The 14314-nt window shown below is 66.3% G+C and carries 15 protein-coding genes; 8 read left to right on the top strand and 7 right to left on the bottom strand.

The genetic code is table 11. The features are described from left to right. Positions 1-12: 12 nt before the first annotated feature. Positions 13-441, bottom strand: coding sequence for a flagellar biosynthesis repressor FlbT (locus AC1VVK_RS12665; protein ID WP_132388707.1), 429 nt, complete (start codon positions 439-441; stop codon positions 13-15). A gap of 174 nt (positions 442-615) precedes the next feature. Here AC1VVK_RS12665 and flgE point away from each other — a divergent pair, with 174 nt between their 5' ends. The 3 genes from flgE (at position 616) to AC1VVK_RS12650 (ending at position 5043) form a co-directional block, all read left to right on the top strand. Next, positions 616-1929 (top strand): flagellar hook protein FlgE, encoded by a 1314-nt coding sequence (gene flgE / locus AC1VVK_RS12660; RefSeq protein ID WP_482903274.1) that lies wholly within the window; start codon positions 616-618, stop codon positions 1927-1929. Positions 1930-2023: 94 nt separating this feature from the next. Beyond that, positions 2024-4123, top strand: coding sequence for a flagellar hook-associated protein FlgK (gene flgK, locus AC1VVK_RS12655; RefSeq protein WP_482903273.1), 2100 nt, complete (start codon positions 2024-2026; stop codon positions 4121-4123). Positions 4124-4134: 11 nt separating this feature from the next. Then, positions 4135-5043 (top strand): flagellin, encoded by a 909-nt coding sequence (locus AC1VVK_RS12650; protein WP_482903272.1) that lies wholly within the window; start codon positions 4135-4137, stop codon positions 5041-5043. 96 nt (positions 5044-5139) lie between these two features. On the opposite strand, the gene AC1VVK_RS12645 is transcribed toward AC1VVK_RS12650, so the two are convergent. Then, entirely contained in the window at positions 5140-7002 is a 1863-nt protein-coding gene (locus tag AC1VVK_RS12645; RefSeq protein WP_482903271.1) for a hypothetical protein, read from the bottom strand. An 11-nt stretch (positions 7003-7013) separates the two neighbouring features. Then, on the bottom strand, positions 7014-7301 hold the full coding sequence (locus AC1VVK_RS12640) for a hypothetical protein (protein WP_482903270.1): 288 nt from the start codon (positions 7299-7301) through the stop codon (positions 7014-7016). A 134-nt stretch (positions 7302-7435) separates the two neighbouring features. Here AC1VVK_RS12640 and AC1VVK_RS12635 point away from each other — a divergent pair, with 134 nt between their 5' ends. Further along, entirely contained in the window at positions 7436-7849 is a 414-nt protein-coding gene (locus AC1VVK_RS12635; protein WP_482903269.1) for a hypothetical protein, read from the top strand. A 92-nt stretch (positions 7850-7941) separates the two neighbouring features. Here AC1VVK_RS12635 and AC1VVK_RS12630 read toward each other — a convergent pair whose 3' ends face one another. From AC1VVK_RS12630 to AC1VVK_RS12615, 4 genes are read right to left on the bottom strand one after another with little or no spacing between them, the layout of a single operon-like run. After that, positions 7942-8652 carry a MotE family protein gene (locus AC1VVK_RS12630; protein WP_482903268.1) on the bottom strand — a complete coding sequence of 237 codons (711 nt, stop codon included), beginning with the start codon at positions 8650-8652 and terminating at the stop codon, positions 7942-7944. After that, positions 8649-9263, bottom strand: coding sequence for a DUF6468 domain-containing protein (locus AC1VVK_RS12625; protein WP_482903267.1), 615 nt, complete (start codon positions 9261-9263; stop codon positions 8649-8651). The genes AC1VVK_RS12630 and AC1VVK_RS12625 overlap by 4 nt, the downstream gene beginning before the upstream one ends. After that, positions 9260-10279, bottom strand: coding sequence for a flagellar motor switch protein FliM (fliM, locus tag AC1VVK_RS12620; protein ID WP_482903266.1), 1020 nt, complete (start codon positions 10277-10279; stop codon positions 9260-9262). The genes AC1VVK_RS12625 and fliM overlap by 4 nt, the downstream gene beginning before the upstream one ends. Beyond that, positions 10276-10803 (bottom strand): flagellar basal body-associated FliL family protein, encoded by a 528-nt coding sequence (locus tag AC1VVK_RS12615; protein WP_482903265.1) that lies wholly within the window; start codon positions 10801-10803, stop codon positions 10276-10278. Before AC1VVK_RS12615 ends, fliM begins: the two co-directional genes overlap by 4 nt. Before the next feature lie 151 nt (positions 10804-10954). Here AC1VVK_RS12615 and AC1VVK_RS12610 point away from each other — a divergent pair, with 151 nt between their 5' ends. The 4 genes from AC1VVK_RS12610 (at position 10955) to flgH (ending at position 13889) form a co-directional block, all read left to right on the top strand. Then, positions 10955-11698: a flagellar hook-basal body complex protein gene (locus AC1VVK_RS12610; protein WP_132388693.1), complete on the top strand. Its 744-nt coding sequence runs from the start codon at positions 10955-10957 to the stop codon at positions 11696-11698. Positions 11699-11741: 43 nt separating this feature from the next. Then, on the top strand, positions 11742-12530 hold the full coding sequence (gene flgG / locus AC1VVK_RS12605; protein WP_132388692.1) for a flagellar basal-body rod protein FlgG: 789 nt from the start codon (positions 11742-11744) through the stop codon (positions 12528-12530). Positions 12531-12534: 4 nt separating this feature from the next. Further along, positions 12535-12981, top strand: coding sequence for a flagellar basal body P-ring formation chaperone FlgA (gene flgA, locus AC1VVK_RS12600; protein WP_482903264.1), 447 nt, complete (start codon positions 12535-12537; stop codon positions 12979-12981). Between the two features lie 140 nt (positions 12982-13121). Further along, positions 13122-13889 carry a flagellar basal body L-ring protein FlgH gene (flgH, locus tag AC1VVK_RS12595; protein ID WP_482903263.1) on the top strand — a complete coding sequence of 256 codons (768 nt, stop codon included), beginning with the start codon at positions 13122-13124 and terminating at the stop codon, positions 13887-13889. Positions 13890-14314 lie beyond the last annotated feature (425 nt).

Below are 14314 nucleotides of genomic sequence, written 5' to 3'. Positions count from 1 at the left end.
ACGGCGCCCCGTTCAGGCGGCCGGAGCGGCTTCGTCGGCGACTTCGGCCGGTGCGAAGCGAGCGATGGCGTCGGATTCGTAAGCGATCAGCCAGCGGCAGTCGACAAGCGCGGCGTAGAACTGCCCCACCGCGACTTTCTGGGCGAAGCGGATGCAGACGGCCTTGGCCTCATGCGATTCCAGCGCGTCCATCAGCGCTTCCAGCCGCTCCAGCACCGATTGCTGATGGCGCGGCAGATCGGCCTGATCGATATAGGCCATCATGCAGGCGAAATAGAGAGCGCGGGCCGGAGTCACCGCTTCCTCGGGCTGCATCACATCGCGGCCACGCAGGATCGTCGCGGAATTCTCGACGACGAGGTCGGTCCGCGACTGGGCGCGCAGCACCGCGCCGTTGACGATCACCGGCTCGCCCTTCTTGAGCGAAATGCGAAGAGTCATGTGTGCAGCCCCCGAAACACGTTTCACAGATTATAGGATGATGTGAGTCATCCCGGTGACGGTCCCGAGGCTTTTTTCATGCACATCCGCACGGTTGAGCGTGCAGTTCATCCTACAATGCTCTGTCCGTATGCCGGTACCGCCATTTTCCGGCCCGGACGCAAGGAGAATGACATGAGCCTCTATTCAGCTCTTTACGCGGGCGTGTCGGGCCTCGGCGCTCAAGCCAGCGCGATGGCGACCGTTGCGGACAACATCACCAACGTCAACACCGTGGGCTACAAGGGCGTCTCGGCACAGTTCCAGACGCTCGTCACCGACGGCAAGGTCAAGAGCAGCTACTCGGCCGGCGGTGTTACCGCCACGCCCAAGGCACTGATCTCGAAGCAGGGCCTGCTGCAGGCCTCGACCAGCCTGACCGATATCGGCATCGACGGCGCCGGCTTCTTCGTCGTGCGTTCCAGCCCCGACGCCAGCGGCACGATCGCCTATACCCGCGCCGGTTCGTTCACGACCGACCCCCAGGGCTATCTGGTCAACACCGCCGGGTATTACCTGACCGGCTGGCCGCTCGATGCCGACGGCAACTACGTCAACAACGGCAGCATGTCGTCGCTTCAGCCGATCAAGCCGAATGCGCTGACCGGCGCCGCCACGCCGACCACCACGGTCTCGATGCGCGCCAACCTCGATTCCACCGCGGATCCCGTCACCGGCTACACCGCCGGCGACATGACCTCGGGCGCGGTGACGCCGCAGTTCTCGCGCTCGGTCGTCGTCTATGACGCGCAGGGCACGTCGCACTCGCTGACGTTCAACTACACCAAGACCGGCACGAACCAGTGGGCCGCCGAAATCTCGGGCGATCCCGCCGATGTGGCCAGCGTTGGCGGCACTGCCACCACCACCGGCCTGCTTGCCAGCGGCACGATCAGCTTCAATGCCGACGGCAGCCTCGACGTTGCCGGTTCGAGCCCCGCGCTGTTCTCCGACCTCGACATCGGCTGGGCCAACGGCGCCGGTTCGGAACCGATCAGCCTCAAGCTCGGCAGCGATGACGGTCTCGACGGCCTGACCCAGTTCGGCAGCGCTTCGGCCCTGCTCAACTCCAGCGCCAACGGCGGCATGCTCGGCACCGTTTCGTCGGTCAACATTTCGAAGGACGGCGTTGTCAGCGCGGTGTTCGACGACGGCACCTCGCGCGCGATCTACCAGCTTCCGCTGGCGACGTTCGCCAACCCGGACGGCCTGACGCGCATCAGCGGCAATGCCTACGCGGCGTCGCAGGATTCGGGCAATGCCTCGATCAACGAGCCCGGCTCGCTGGGCGGCGGCGATCTGTCGGCCGGTACGCTCGAAGCCTCGAACGTCGATCTCGCGTCCGAGTTCTCGAACATGATCATCTACCAGCGCGCCTACAGCGCCTCGTCGAAGATCATCACGACCGTCGACGACATGCTTCAGGAAGTCAGCAACCTGAAGAGGTGATTTAGTCTGGCTGGAAATGCGCCAAGGCGCATTTCCAGCCGGTACTCCAAAATCCCATCCCCATCCCTTCACGAGACTTGCAGGAAACCGAAACGTGTCCCTCAACCAGATTCTCAGTTCCGCCATGTCCGGCCTTTCGGCGTCGCAGGCGGGGATGCAAACGGTCTCCAACAACATCGCCAACGTCAACACCCCCGGCTACGCCCGGCAGAAGGTGTCGCTGGCGACGTCCGTATCGGGAGGCCAGGTCAGCGGCGTCGTCGTCGGCGAGCCATCGCGCGTGGCAGACAAGTTCCTTGAGAACGCGGTCTATCAGCGTGCAGGCGCGGCCGGCCGGAGCGATGCGGCCAATTCCTATCTCGACCGGCTCCAGTCGCTGCTGGGGGCCACCGATTCCACGTCCAGCCTCACGGCGCAGTTGTCGTCCATTTCCAGCGCGGTCTCCCAGATCAGCGGACTTCAGGGCACCTCGCAGTCGATCGCGCTGTTCACGAGCAATATTTCGAACACGCTGGACACGCTGAACGGCCTGACCAAGGACGTCTCGAGCCTCCAGTCCGACGTCGAGAGCGAAGTCAGCGACACGGTCGCCCGCTCCAACGTGTTGCTGCAAAAGATCAACGACCTCAACGACCAGGTCGCCCGCCTCCAGGGCCTTGGCCAGAGCACGTCCGGCCCCGCCGACGAGCGCATGTCCGCGCTTCAGGAACTGAGCGGGCTGATGAGCGTGAACGTGCGCGAACAGAGCGACGGGCGCGTCTTCATCGACACCGCCTCGGGCCAGACCTTGCTCGACACGCGCCTGCGCCAGCTGTCCTACAATTCGGGCGCGGGTGCCGCGCAGGCGACGTACCCCTCGATCGATATCCGCTTCGCCGCCGATGACGGCACGATGGGCGCCGCCACCGGCGAGAAGATTGATTCCACCTCGGTGGGCGGCAAGCTCGGCGGGCTGCTGGACATGCGCGACCGCGTGCTGCCGCAGTTCAACGAACAGCTCGGCCAGCTTTTCAGCGGCCTGTCACAGCAGCTCAACAAGGTTTCCAACGAGGGCACCACCCTGCCCCCGCCCAACACCATGACCGGACAGGCCAACGGCCTTGTCGGCAGCGACCGCCTCGGCTTTACCGGCAAGGCGACGTTCGCGGTGGTGGGCAAGGACGGCACGCTGGTCAACAAGACCACCATCGACTTCGACGCCCTGGGCGCCGGCGCCACGGTGGATGACGCGGTGGCGGCGATCAACGCGGGCCTCTCGCCCGATGCCACCGCCAGCATCGACGCCAAGGGCGTGCTGTCGATCAGTGCGGCGTCGAGCAGCAACGGCATCGCCATCGCGCAGGATCCCGATACCCCCAGCGACCGCGCGGGGGTGGGCTTCTCGCAGTTCTTCGGGCTGAACAACATCATCCGCTCGGACAGCAGTGCGCTGGCCCCGTCGGGCTTCACGTCCAGCGATCCGACCGGCTTCACCGCCGGCCAGACCTCTCAGATCGTGCTGCGCGATTCCAACGGCAAAGTGCTGTCCCAGTACACGCTGACCAGTGCCGCAGGTGACACTTGGGGCGATACGATCAACAACCTGAACGCCAGTCCGTTGGCCAAGTACGGCAGCTTCGCGCTGGACGACAGCGGCCGGGTGGCGTTCACCCCCAATGCCTCCAGCGCCGGATCGTCGATCTCGATCCCATCGGATTCGACCAACCGCAACGGCACCGGCCTTTCGTTCTCGGCACTTTCGGGCCTTACCGGCAATGCCAGCGGGCTGGCGAACGCAGAAGTCGATCCGGCGATGCTGGCGGATACCTCCAAGGTGCCGCTCGCCCAGCTCCAGCTCACTGCCGCCGTGGGCGAAAAGGCCGTGGGCGCGGGCGACTTCCGCAATTCCACCGCCTTCATCGACGCGCTGTCCTCCAATGCCGATTTCGGCAAGAACGGCAGCAAGACGATCGACAACTTCGCCAACGCCCTGCTCGGCGGCATCGGATCGATGGCCTCGCAGGCCTCCGACGCCAACGACGATGCCTCGGCCCGTCTCAATGACGCGGTCAGCCGCCGCGACAGCTATGCCGGCGTCAACATCGACGAAGAGCTGGCCCAGATGGTGGTGCTCCAGAACAGCTACAGCGCCGCCGCCCGTGTGATGACCACCGCCTCGGACATGTACGACGCCCTGCTCGGCATGATCAGATAAGGAAGCAGCAGATGACCCGCGTTGCCACCATTCCCATGCAGAACACGCTTGCGAGCGCGATCGCGCGTTCGCAGGAAAGCCTGTCCGTCAGCCAGATGCAGCTTGCCACGGGCTCCAAGGCGCCCGACTATGCCAGCCTCGGCCTCGACGCCGTGCGCACGCTGTCGGCGCACTCGATGCTGGCCCAGCAGCAGAGCTACAAGGCGGTCGCCAGCACCGTTTCGACCACGCTGTCGCTTTACGATGCCAATCTCAACCAGATCGACTCCTCGCTCTCCGACTTGCGCACCCAGCTGATGACGGCGCTGGGCACCGGCGATTCGCCCAGCCTCCAGTCGACCGTCGAAAGCGCCTTTGGCGATGTCCGCGCATCGCTCAATGCCACGTCGGGCGGCGTGCCGCTGTTCGCCGGTTCGCAGACCTCGACCTCGCCGTTCCTGCCCAAGACGCTGGACGACACCAAGGGTCTGGATGCCGCCGACGCCTTCGCCAATGACGATGTGCACCAGTCGGCCCGCATGGGCGACGGCGTGGACGTGCAGTACGGCATCACCGCCAGCGACGCCGGCTCGGGCCTGATCCCGGCGTTCCGCACGCTGGCCGAGGCCGGCCCCTTCGGCGACAAGCTGACCGACGACCAGAAGACCGCGATCCAGACCGCGCTCAGCCAGCTGGACACCGGGCTTGCGCAAGTGCGCAATGTCAACGCCGTCAACGGCCAGCGCCAGAACCAGGTGGACACGCTGTCGACGCGCGCCGACGACCGCTCCAACCTGCTCACCGAAGTGATCGGCGGCGTCGAGGACGCGGACCTTGGCCAAGTCGCGATCGACATCACGCAGCGCCAGACCATCCTGGAAGCGAGCTACTCGGTGTTCTCGCAGCTTTCGAGCATGTCGCTCACGAACTACCTCACCTGAGCTTCCGGCTCGCGGAGGGCCCGGCAACCGGCGCAAAAAAGAAGGGCAGGAGGTCGAACCTCCTGCCCTTTTTGTTTGGCTATCTGCCCGCTGCTCTCAGTGCTTGGCCTGCTTGGTCGGAACCGGGGCCACATCGGGCGCGCGGTCGATCAGGTCGGCAAGGTCGCCAGCCGGGCTGGCCGAGGGCAGAGCCGCCATCGCCCGGCCGAGCGCACCGGCATCGGCGCCCATCGGATGGGCGGTAAGCATCTCGAACACCGGCGCGGTCGTCAGCCCATTGAACGCCCCGGCATAGCGCGCATGCAGCGCCGTCAGCGCATCCTCGTGGCCAAGCATGGCCAGCGAGATCGCATGGCGCAGCACCACCGCCTGCCCGACCTGATCGAGCGCACGCGGCGGCGGCAGGCTGGACGCGGACTTATCTGCATAGCGCTGCCAGTCGCGGTGCTTCCACAGGATCTCCGCCTGTAGCGGCGTGCTGCCGGGCACCGTGTCGAGCACCGCCAGCGCCTCGTCGATGCGGCCGATCTGGCTGAGCGCCACGGCCTCCACCCGGTCGCGCTCACCGATCATGGCGTCGGGGAAGCTCGGATCCTCGGACTTGCGCAGCGCCTCCAGCGCCTTGTCGGGACGGCCGGCAAGGATGTAGAGGCTCGCCACCCGGGCCGAGAGCGGCCCGCGCGCAAGATCACCCGCGCGCACGAAAAGCTGGTAATCGAGCAGGTCTGCCGCACGCTCGTAAAGCCCGGCAGCCTGCAAGCGCTCGGCCAGACGGCTCGACAGCAGGTCGCCCTCGGCACCGCCGGGCGCCAGGTCGCGATAGTCCCAGTAAAGCCCCGCGGCCTGATCGAGCGGCAGGTTGCGAGCAGGATCGAGCGCGGCGGTGAGCTTGGCGCGCAGTGCGGGCAGAATCGCCGCATCCTGCCCCTCCAGCCCGAAACCGCGCATCAGGGCGGCGCCGCTTTCCAGCGCGCCGGCAATGTCGCCGCGCGCGTCCTGAAGCCGGTAGGTCAGCCGCAGCGCGCGCTGCTCGATCGCATCGCCGCGCCAGCCGTAGCGCAGCGCTTCAAGCTGGCGCAGTGCGTCGTTCATGCCGATCGTATGCGCAGCCACGCGCGCCTCGATCTCGCTGAGCTGCGCATCGGTGCGCTGCTCCATCGTGCCCGAGTGGGCGACGCGGGCGAAGCGCAGCCGCGCCTCGTCGCCATGCCCTTGCTGCAGCTGGGCGCGCCCGCGCAGCAGGTTGGCGGCGGGATCGCTGTCCGGCATCGGCTGGAGCCATTCCATCGCCTTGTCCGGCTGCCCGCCCTCGACCGCCGATAATGCGGCAGCCAGCACGAACGACTTGGGCCGCGCCGCGCGAAGGGCCGGGCGGGCGCAGGCCACTTGCCCCAGCGCTTGTTCGGCCAGATGGCTCGCGGCCAGCGCGCGCAGGCGCCAGGCACAAGCCTCGGGATTGATCGCAAGGCCGGACGAGGACAGCGCGGCAACCGCGTCAGCATTGCGATCAAGCAGCGTCAAGGCCGCCCCGCGCGCAAGGCGGTAGCTGTCGACCATCGCAAGGTCGGGATCGTCCTGCACCATGACTTCGAGCACACCGAAAGCCTCCGCGCCGCGCTCGGCGCCGACAAGGCTGCGCGCATAGTCCCAGCGCGCCTGCTGAAGTTGCGGTTGCGGCACGCGGGAGATCCGGTCCCACGCCGCCGCCTGCGTCATCGCGCCCCAGGCCGAAGGGCCCAGGATCACCGGTTGCTGGGCAAGGTCCGCCGCAAAGCCGGGCAGGCGCGAGGCGGGGGGAAGCGCCGGAGGACCGGCCTCAGGAGCCGCGAGGGCAGCCGGTAACGCGGTGGGCGATGCGGTAGGCGATGCAGCGGGAACAACCGAAACCGCCGTGGCACCGGGCAAGAGCGCGGCGCTGGCCGCGAGCAGCAATGCCTTCGTCGAACGCGAACGCGTCATGGCGGAACGGATCACTGGAATATGCCGGGGAACAGCAGCGACGTGGTCACGAACAGCCCGCCCAGCGTGCTGCCGATCACGAAAAGAACGATGGCACCGGCAACCCACAACAAGCTTGGGCTCGCATTGTCATCCTGACCCGCTTTGGCATTGGCAACGACAGACGGGACCGAAGCGCCCTGCTCGCCCTTGTCAGATCCGCCAGTATTGCCGGGATCGCCGCGCCGACGCGCAGGCTCCGCAGCCGGAATGCCCGAGGACAAGACCCGGACTTTGGCCGGGCTGGTATTGGTGTTCATTCTTGGCGCCCCCTGCGACGTTTACCGCATGTTACCGAATCCACTCTATTATAGAGGAGCAGGCTCCCTCGTGGGCCATGCGCTATCCGTATTCGTCCTGCCTATCAGACGCATACATGCAACTGGAGTTCCGCATGTCCTTAAGCGCCCTCAATGCCACCGCGGCCCTCGCCGTGGCCCTTGCTGCGGCTGCCGGACTCGCGCCCGCGTCCACACAGGCCGCGAAGCAAGTCGATCCCGCCAATCTCATCACGCTCGAACAGATCGATACCCCGATCGTCGACGCCGGACGGATCGACGGCGTGATGCACGTACGCGTGGTGGTTGAGGCTCAATCCGCCTCCACGGCCACCGAACTGACGCGGCGGATGCCGGAACTGCGCGCCGCATCGCTGGCCGCCTCCATCGAATTCGCCCGGCTCCGCGCCTCGCCGTTCGCCGCGCTGGATGTCGAGCGGCTGTCGCAGACGCTCACGCCCGCACTCAAGCGCGTCGATCCGAGCGTGGCCCGCGTCCTCATCGTGCGCGCCACCGCCTTCCGCAGCTGATCCGCGCTACCGCAAATACAACAAAGGGGCCCCACGCGCAGCGTGTGCCCCTTCGTCACATCTCCCCCTAAGGGGAGCGCTTTACCCCCAAATCAGTGGGCGGCGGCAGCCTGAGGCGGAGTGCCTTGGCCCACCGGCCCCGCAAGCTTCGCCTGCGGCTTGAGCCGCGTCTGCGGCGGCGTCTGCGCCACCGGCGGCGGAGTCCGCACATGCACCACCTTGCGCCCTGCCAGCGACATCGAGAGTTCGACCGCCGCAGCCGGCGTCATGTAGGACAGGATCTGCGCGGTCACCTGATCGCGCATGCGGCGCGCAACCTGCGTCTGCACTTCCAGATCGAGCTTCTCGAAGATCGGCGCGGCGCGCTGCGGCTTCATGCGCTGGTAGATCTGGGCGAGCGTGTCGTAAGGCACCTCGGGCTGGTCCTGTCCGGGACGGCCGGGCGTCGGCGTGCCCGGCTGCGCCGGCTGCCCGGGCTGCTGGCCCTGAAGCTGACCGGCCAACCGCGTCTCACCGGCGCGGACGGCCTGCTCGCGCATTTCGAGCTTGCGACGTTCGGCCGCCGCATCGCGGTCCCGCTTGCCAAGCGCGTCCTGAAGCGAAGCGCCAAGGCGGCCCGAAGACGCGCCCCCCGCTGCCGCATTGGGCTCGGGCGCGGCGCCAAGCGCCATGGCATTGGCCACGACCGCCACCCCGGCGACACCGAACAACAGGCGCGAAGGCCGGGTCATCCCGCGCAGCGCGTTCATCAGCCGGCTCATTCCGGTAACCGGAACGGGCAGATTGGCGGTTGCCGTGGTCATGCCGCGGCGCGCTGGGCGTTCGCGGCGCGTGCCGGGTGCATGACGATTTCGGCCGAAAGCTCACCGGCCTCGGCGATGGCAGCGGCAATGGCGGCCTCGACGAGCGGATCTGCCTTCTGGATCGGCGCGGTCGTGCGGGCGGGCGCCTTGCGGGCACGGCTCTTGCGGGGAGCCGCAGCCTTGCGGGCGGGAGCCTTTTCGGCGGCCTTTTCGGCGACCTTCTCGCCGGTCGCCGCATCGGTCGCGGCCTCGGCCTTGACGGCGCGCTTGCGGCCGGTGCGGGCAGCGGCCTTCTGTTCCGGCTGCGCGGCGGCGGCGACAATGCGCTCGGCCACGGCATTGCCGATCCCGACCATCATCGAAAGCTCATCGCGCATGGCTTCGGCTTCCGCAATCGTGTTGGCCTGCGCGATGCCGTCGGTCGCCAGCACGCGCTTCAGTTCGCCCAGCACGCCGCGCGCCTGCGCGGTGGCATGTTCCAGGCTCATGATGCCATCGGTCAGCGTGGCATTGCGGAAGGCCTTCATCCGGCGGTCGATCCGCCAGCCCTGCACCAGCACGGCCATGCACAGCGGAACCAGCGAAAGGTTGATCATGGTGGCAGTGTTCACTTCGGATACCCCCTTGAGATGTCGTTCGCCATGCGCACGGCGATGTTTCTCGAACGTTGCCCGATATGCGCGATCCCCAGCGGCACACCGCCGCACTGGACCTGAAGCGCATCATTCGGGCTCTGACTGAAAGCGATGGTCTGGCCGACCTTGAGGTTCATCACCTCTCGCAGCTTCATCTGTTTCTCGCCCAGCACCACGTCCACGGTGACTTCGGTGTGGGTGAGTTCGCTGGCCATGTGCGCGGCCCACATGCGGTCACGCCCGAGCTTTTCGCCCATGAAGCGTTGCAGCAGCTTGTTACGCACCGGCTCGATCGTGGCATAAGGCAGCAGCACGCTGAACTTGCCGCCGCGCCCTTCCATGTCGACGCGGAAAGTCGCGACCGCGGCGATGTTGCTCGGCCCGGCAATGGCGGCGAAGCGCGGACTCGATTCCATGCGCTCTACCCGCATGTTCACCTGCTCGATCGCCTCGAACGCCTGCGACAGGTCGTCGAGCGCCAGTTGCACCATCTTGGAAACCAGCATGGTCTCGATCGTGGTGAAGGCGCGGCCCTCCACGCGCATCGGGCGGCTGCCCTTGCGTCCGCCCAGCAGGGCATCGACCACCGCGTAGATCAGGCTCGATTCCACCGTGACGACGCCGTAGTTCTCCCACTCGGTCACCTGGAACACGCCGAACATGGCGGGCAGCGCCACGCGGTTCATGAACTCGCCGAAGCGGGTGGAGGTGATCTCCTCAAGGCTGACGTCGATGGCGTCCGACGTGAGGTTGCGCATGCTGGTGGCAAACGTGCGCACCATGCGTTCGCAGACCACCTCGAGCATCGGCAGACGCTCGTGGCTGATCACATTGGATTCGATGACCGCCTTGAGGCCGCTCTTGGGCTGTGCGGGCGCATCGCCGTCGAAGCCGAACAGCGCATCGATGCCCGCCTGGTCGAAGGTATCGTCGCCCGACGCCTCCATCTTCGGCGGATCGGGCAGCAGGAAGTCGTCGAAATCGTCGATCATTGCTGGATCAGGTCCTGAATGAGTACGTCGCTGACCATGCCGGGCCCAAGCGCCTGCGTGGTCCGGCGCATCATCTCTTCCTTGATGCGGAACACCGCCGCCGACCCGTCAAGGTCGTCCGGGCGCAATTCGCGCAGGAAGGGCTGGAGCGCGTCGAGCACCACCGGCAGCTTTTCCTTGACCTTGGCGGCCTTGCCCTCGTCCGCGGCGACAATGATGAAGCGCAGCTTGAGGAAGCGCGCAGAGGCATCGCTGCCGCGCAAGTTGACCACCAGCGGCGGCACTTCGACATAGGAGGAGACGCCGGCCTTCGAGGCCTCCGAACCGCTCTCCGACGAAGCGCTTTCGCTGCTGCCGGCACTGCTGCTGCCACCGGCGAACTGGCGATAGGCGAAATAGCCGCCCACCCCGCCGACAAGCAGCACGGCCACGGCCGCGCCGATCACGATCAGCCGCTTGCGCGACGATGACGTGGTCTTGTCCGCATCGACGGGCGCGACGTCGATGATCTCTTCACTGGACACTGTGAACCCCCTTGGCTCTCGCGAAGGCGGACCGGAAAAGTGAAATCCTTCATTCCGACCGCATTCGCGTTTTCGCCTCTATTATAGGATGACAATGCGGCAAATTTTGCCTTGTGCAGAAATCCGCGAACTTTTTCCCGAGGTACCGGAAATGGACGTTTCCTCCTTCGTTTTGCTGAGCCACGAACAGGCCTTGCGCCGCCAGTTGGACATCGTTGCCAACAACATGGCGAACACCAGCACGGTGGGCTTCAAGCGCGAACGGGCGCTGTTCCACGAATATGTTGAGACCGCGCAGGAAGCGCCGGTGGACGATGCGCGCAAGACGTCCTTCGTGCTCGACTTCGGTACCGTGCATGACACCTCGCAGGGCTCCTTCCAGGCCACCGGCAATCCGCTCGACGTGATGATCGACGGTGACGGCTACCTCAATGTGGAGAGCCCGGACGGCGGCGTGGTCTATACCCGCGCCGGGTTCATCAAGGTGCTTCAGAACGGCGATCTGGCCACGTCGGGCGGACAGCGCCTGCTGGACGAGAACGGCCGCCCGATCAATGTGCCGGCCGACCAGATGAGCGGCATGTCAATCGCCGAGGACGGCACCGTGATGGGCAAGAACGGCCCGCTCGGCCGCCTTGCCGTGACCACGTTCGCCGATGAAAACATGGTCGACCCGCGCGGCGACGGCCTGTTCACCGGCACCGGCGGCAATATGCTGGCGGCCACGCAGACCAAGCTCAAGAGCGGCGGCGTCGAAGCCTCCAATGTCGAGCCGATCACCGAGACCACCCACATGGTGGAGATCCTGCGGTCATACCAGACCAGCCAGCGGATGACGGCCGACCTTGCCGACATGCGCAAGCGCGCGATCGACCGGCTGAGCAAGGTCAGCTGACCCAGAATAACCGCCGACCACCCATTCTCACGAAGGAGCCATCATGCGTTCGCTCTCCATTGCCTCGACCGGCATGCTTGCACAGCAGACCAACGTCGACGTCATTTCGAACAACATCGCCAACATGAACACCACCGCGTACAAGCGCCAGCGCGCGGAGTTCCAGGACCTGCTCTACCAGCAAGTCTCGCGCCCCGGCGCGGCCACCAGCGCGGACGGCACGCAAGTCCCCTCGGGCATCCAGCTCGGCGCGGGTGTGAAGACCGGCGGCATCTACCGCATCACCGAACAGGGCGCGCTGACCAACACCGGCAATACCTATGACCTCGCGGTCGACGGTCAGGGCTATTTCCAGGTCATGCAGCCCTCGGGCGAGCTGGCCTATACCCGCGCCGGCTCGTTCCAGCTTTCGGACCAGGGCGAACTCGTCACCACCGACGGCTACCGCGTCCAGCCCGATATCACCATTCCGCAGGGCGCCGTCAGCGTCACTGTCTCGAAGACCGGCGAAGTGCAGGTCAAGATGGACGGCCAGACCAACCTGCAGACGGTTGGCCAGCTCCAGCTCGCCACGTTTGTCAACGAAGCGGGCCTCGAAGCGATCGGCTCGAACCTCTATCTGGAAACCGGCGCTTCGGGCCAGCCGACCGTCGGCAACCCGGCCGATCCCTCGTTCGGCTCGATCAACCAGGGCTTCGTCGAGGCATCGAACGTCAACCCGGTTTCGGAAATCACCTCGCTCATCACCGCGCAGCGCGCTTATGAGATGAACAGCCGCGTGGTGAAGACCTCCGACGAGATGCTCCAGACCTCCACGCAGACCGGCGGCTAAGGTCATGGCGGCGGCGATCCTGTTCATGCTGGCGGCAGCGGCTCCGGTCGCCGCTCCGGCCGTACCGGAAATGGTCAAGGCCCCGGTGCTCGTCCGCACGGTCGAGCGCGGCGAGACGCTGGCCGCCGGGGACTTCACCCAGTCCCCGCTCGCCCCTGGCTCGGCGCGCGGCGCACTGTCTCCGGCGCAGGCCGCCGGGCAGGAAGCGACGCGCCGCCTGAACCAGGGCGCGCCGGTGCGGGCCGGGGACGTTGCCGCCCCGCGCCTCATCCACCGGGGCGAGGCGGTGACGATCTCGGTCTCCACCGCCACCATGCACATTTCCTCGGCCGGCCGCGCGCTGGCCGATGCCGGCAAGGGCGAGCCCGTACGTGTGCTCAACCTTGCCACCAACCGCACGCTCGACGCCGTCGCCGACGGGCCCGGGCAAGTCAGTATCCCGATGCGTTGATCGCTGTGAGCGGCACCGGCCCACTCCCCCACCCGACCACTCATCAGGATACACTCGTGGGTGGTCGGGCGGGAGAGTGGGCCGGTGCCGCAGGCCTTCGACGGATGTCGAAGACATGCCAAGCCAAGGACATTCTCATCATGAAACCGACTTACACCCGTCTCGTGCCCGTCTTGATGGCCGCCACGCTGTTGACCGGCTGCGGCGCCGTGGGCCGGCTCAAGAACGTGGGCAAGGCACCCAAGCTGAGCGCCGCGGAGGTCCCGGTGGCCCCGCGCGTCGAACCTTCCATCGGCAACCAGGGCATCGCCGAGCGCGGCGCCGTGGATGATCCCTCGCTGACCCAGGGCGAGCGCGGCGCATCGCTGTTCCGCACCGGCGCGGGCGCGTTCTTCCACGACCAGCGCGCCTCGCGCGTGGGCGACATCGTCACCATCCGCATCAACATCGCGGACAATGCGCAAGTCGACAACACGACCACGCGCACCCGCGACGGTACGGAAACCGCCGGTATCGCCCACCTGCTGGGGCTGGAGAACAATATCCAGAAGATAACCGGCTCCGACCCCTCGAAGCTGGTCGACACCAACTCGGCATCGAGCGCGGTGGGCGTGGGCAAGACCGCGCGCAGCGAGCAGATCAACATGACCATCGCCGCATCGGTGGTGGGGGTGCTGCCCAACGGCAATCTCCAGATCCGTGGCCGGCAGGAAGTGCGCGTGAACTACGAGCTGCGCGAACTCGTCGTTACCGGCGTGATCCGGCCCGAGGACATCGCGCGTGACAACTCGATCAAGCACTCGCAGATCGCCGATGCCCGCATCAGCTACGGCGGCCGCGGCCAGTTGACCGATGCACAACAGGCTCGTTGGGGCCAGCAGATCTACGACGCGCTGTTCCCATTCTGATGGGTTTCAGGGGCGCATCGAATTCGGAGCTAAGCCCCCCATTCTGCACCTCAGACCAAATACATCGTCGCCCCCGCGAAGGCTGGGGCCCCGCTTCGTTCTTCCTTGCGCTCGAAGAACAAGCGGGATCACCGCCTTCGCGGGGATGACGGGGTTGGGTTGGGGACAGCGGTTTTTAGATAGGGGTGCGACGGCCTCTACATAGGCAGCATCCGCCGTCCGGTCCGGAAATCCGCCTGCTGCTTCTGACAGGATTTGAAAAATAAAGGAGGGGGTGCTGCCACGTGCGGCGCCCCTCTTTGTTTTGAGGCCCCTCCCGCGTTGAAAAAGGCCCGAAAGCGCCTTTCCATCTGCTTCAGCTAGGCAAATTTTGCCGCCCTCTCAAATAAATAGCGCGGATCGCGTCCGGTCTCCCCAAGCACGTT

The sequence above is a fragment of the Novosphingobium sp. BL-S-32 genome (assembly GCF_056857055.1).
The sequence above is the reverse complement of the archived record's forward strand: the minus strand, read 5'-3'. Positions and strand labels throughout refer to the sequence as shown.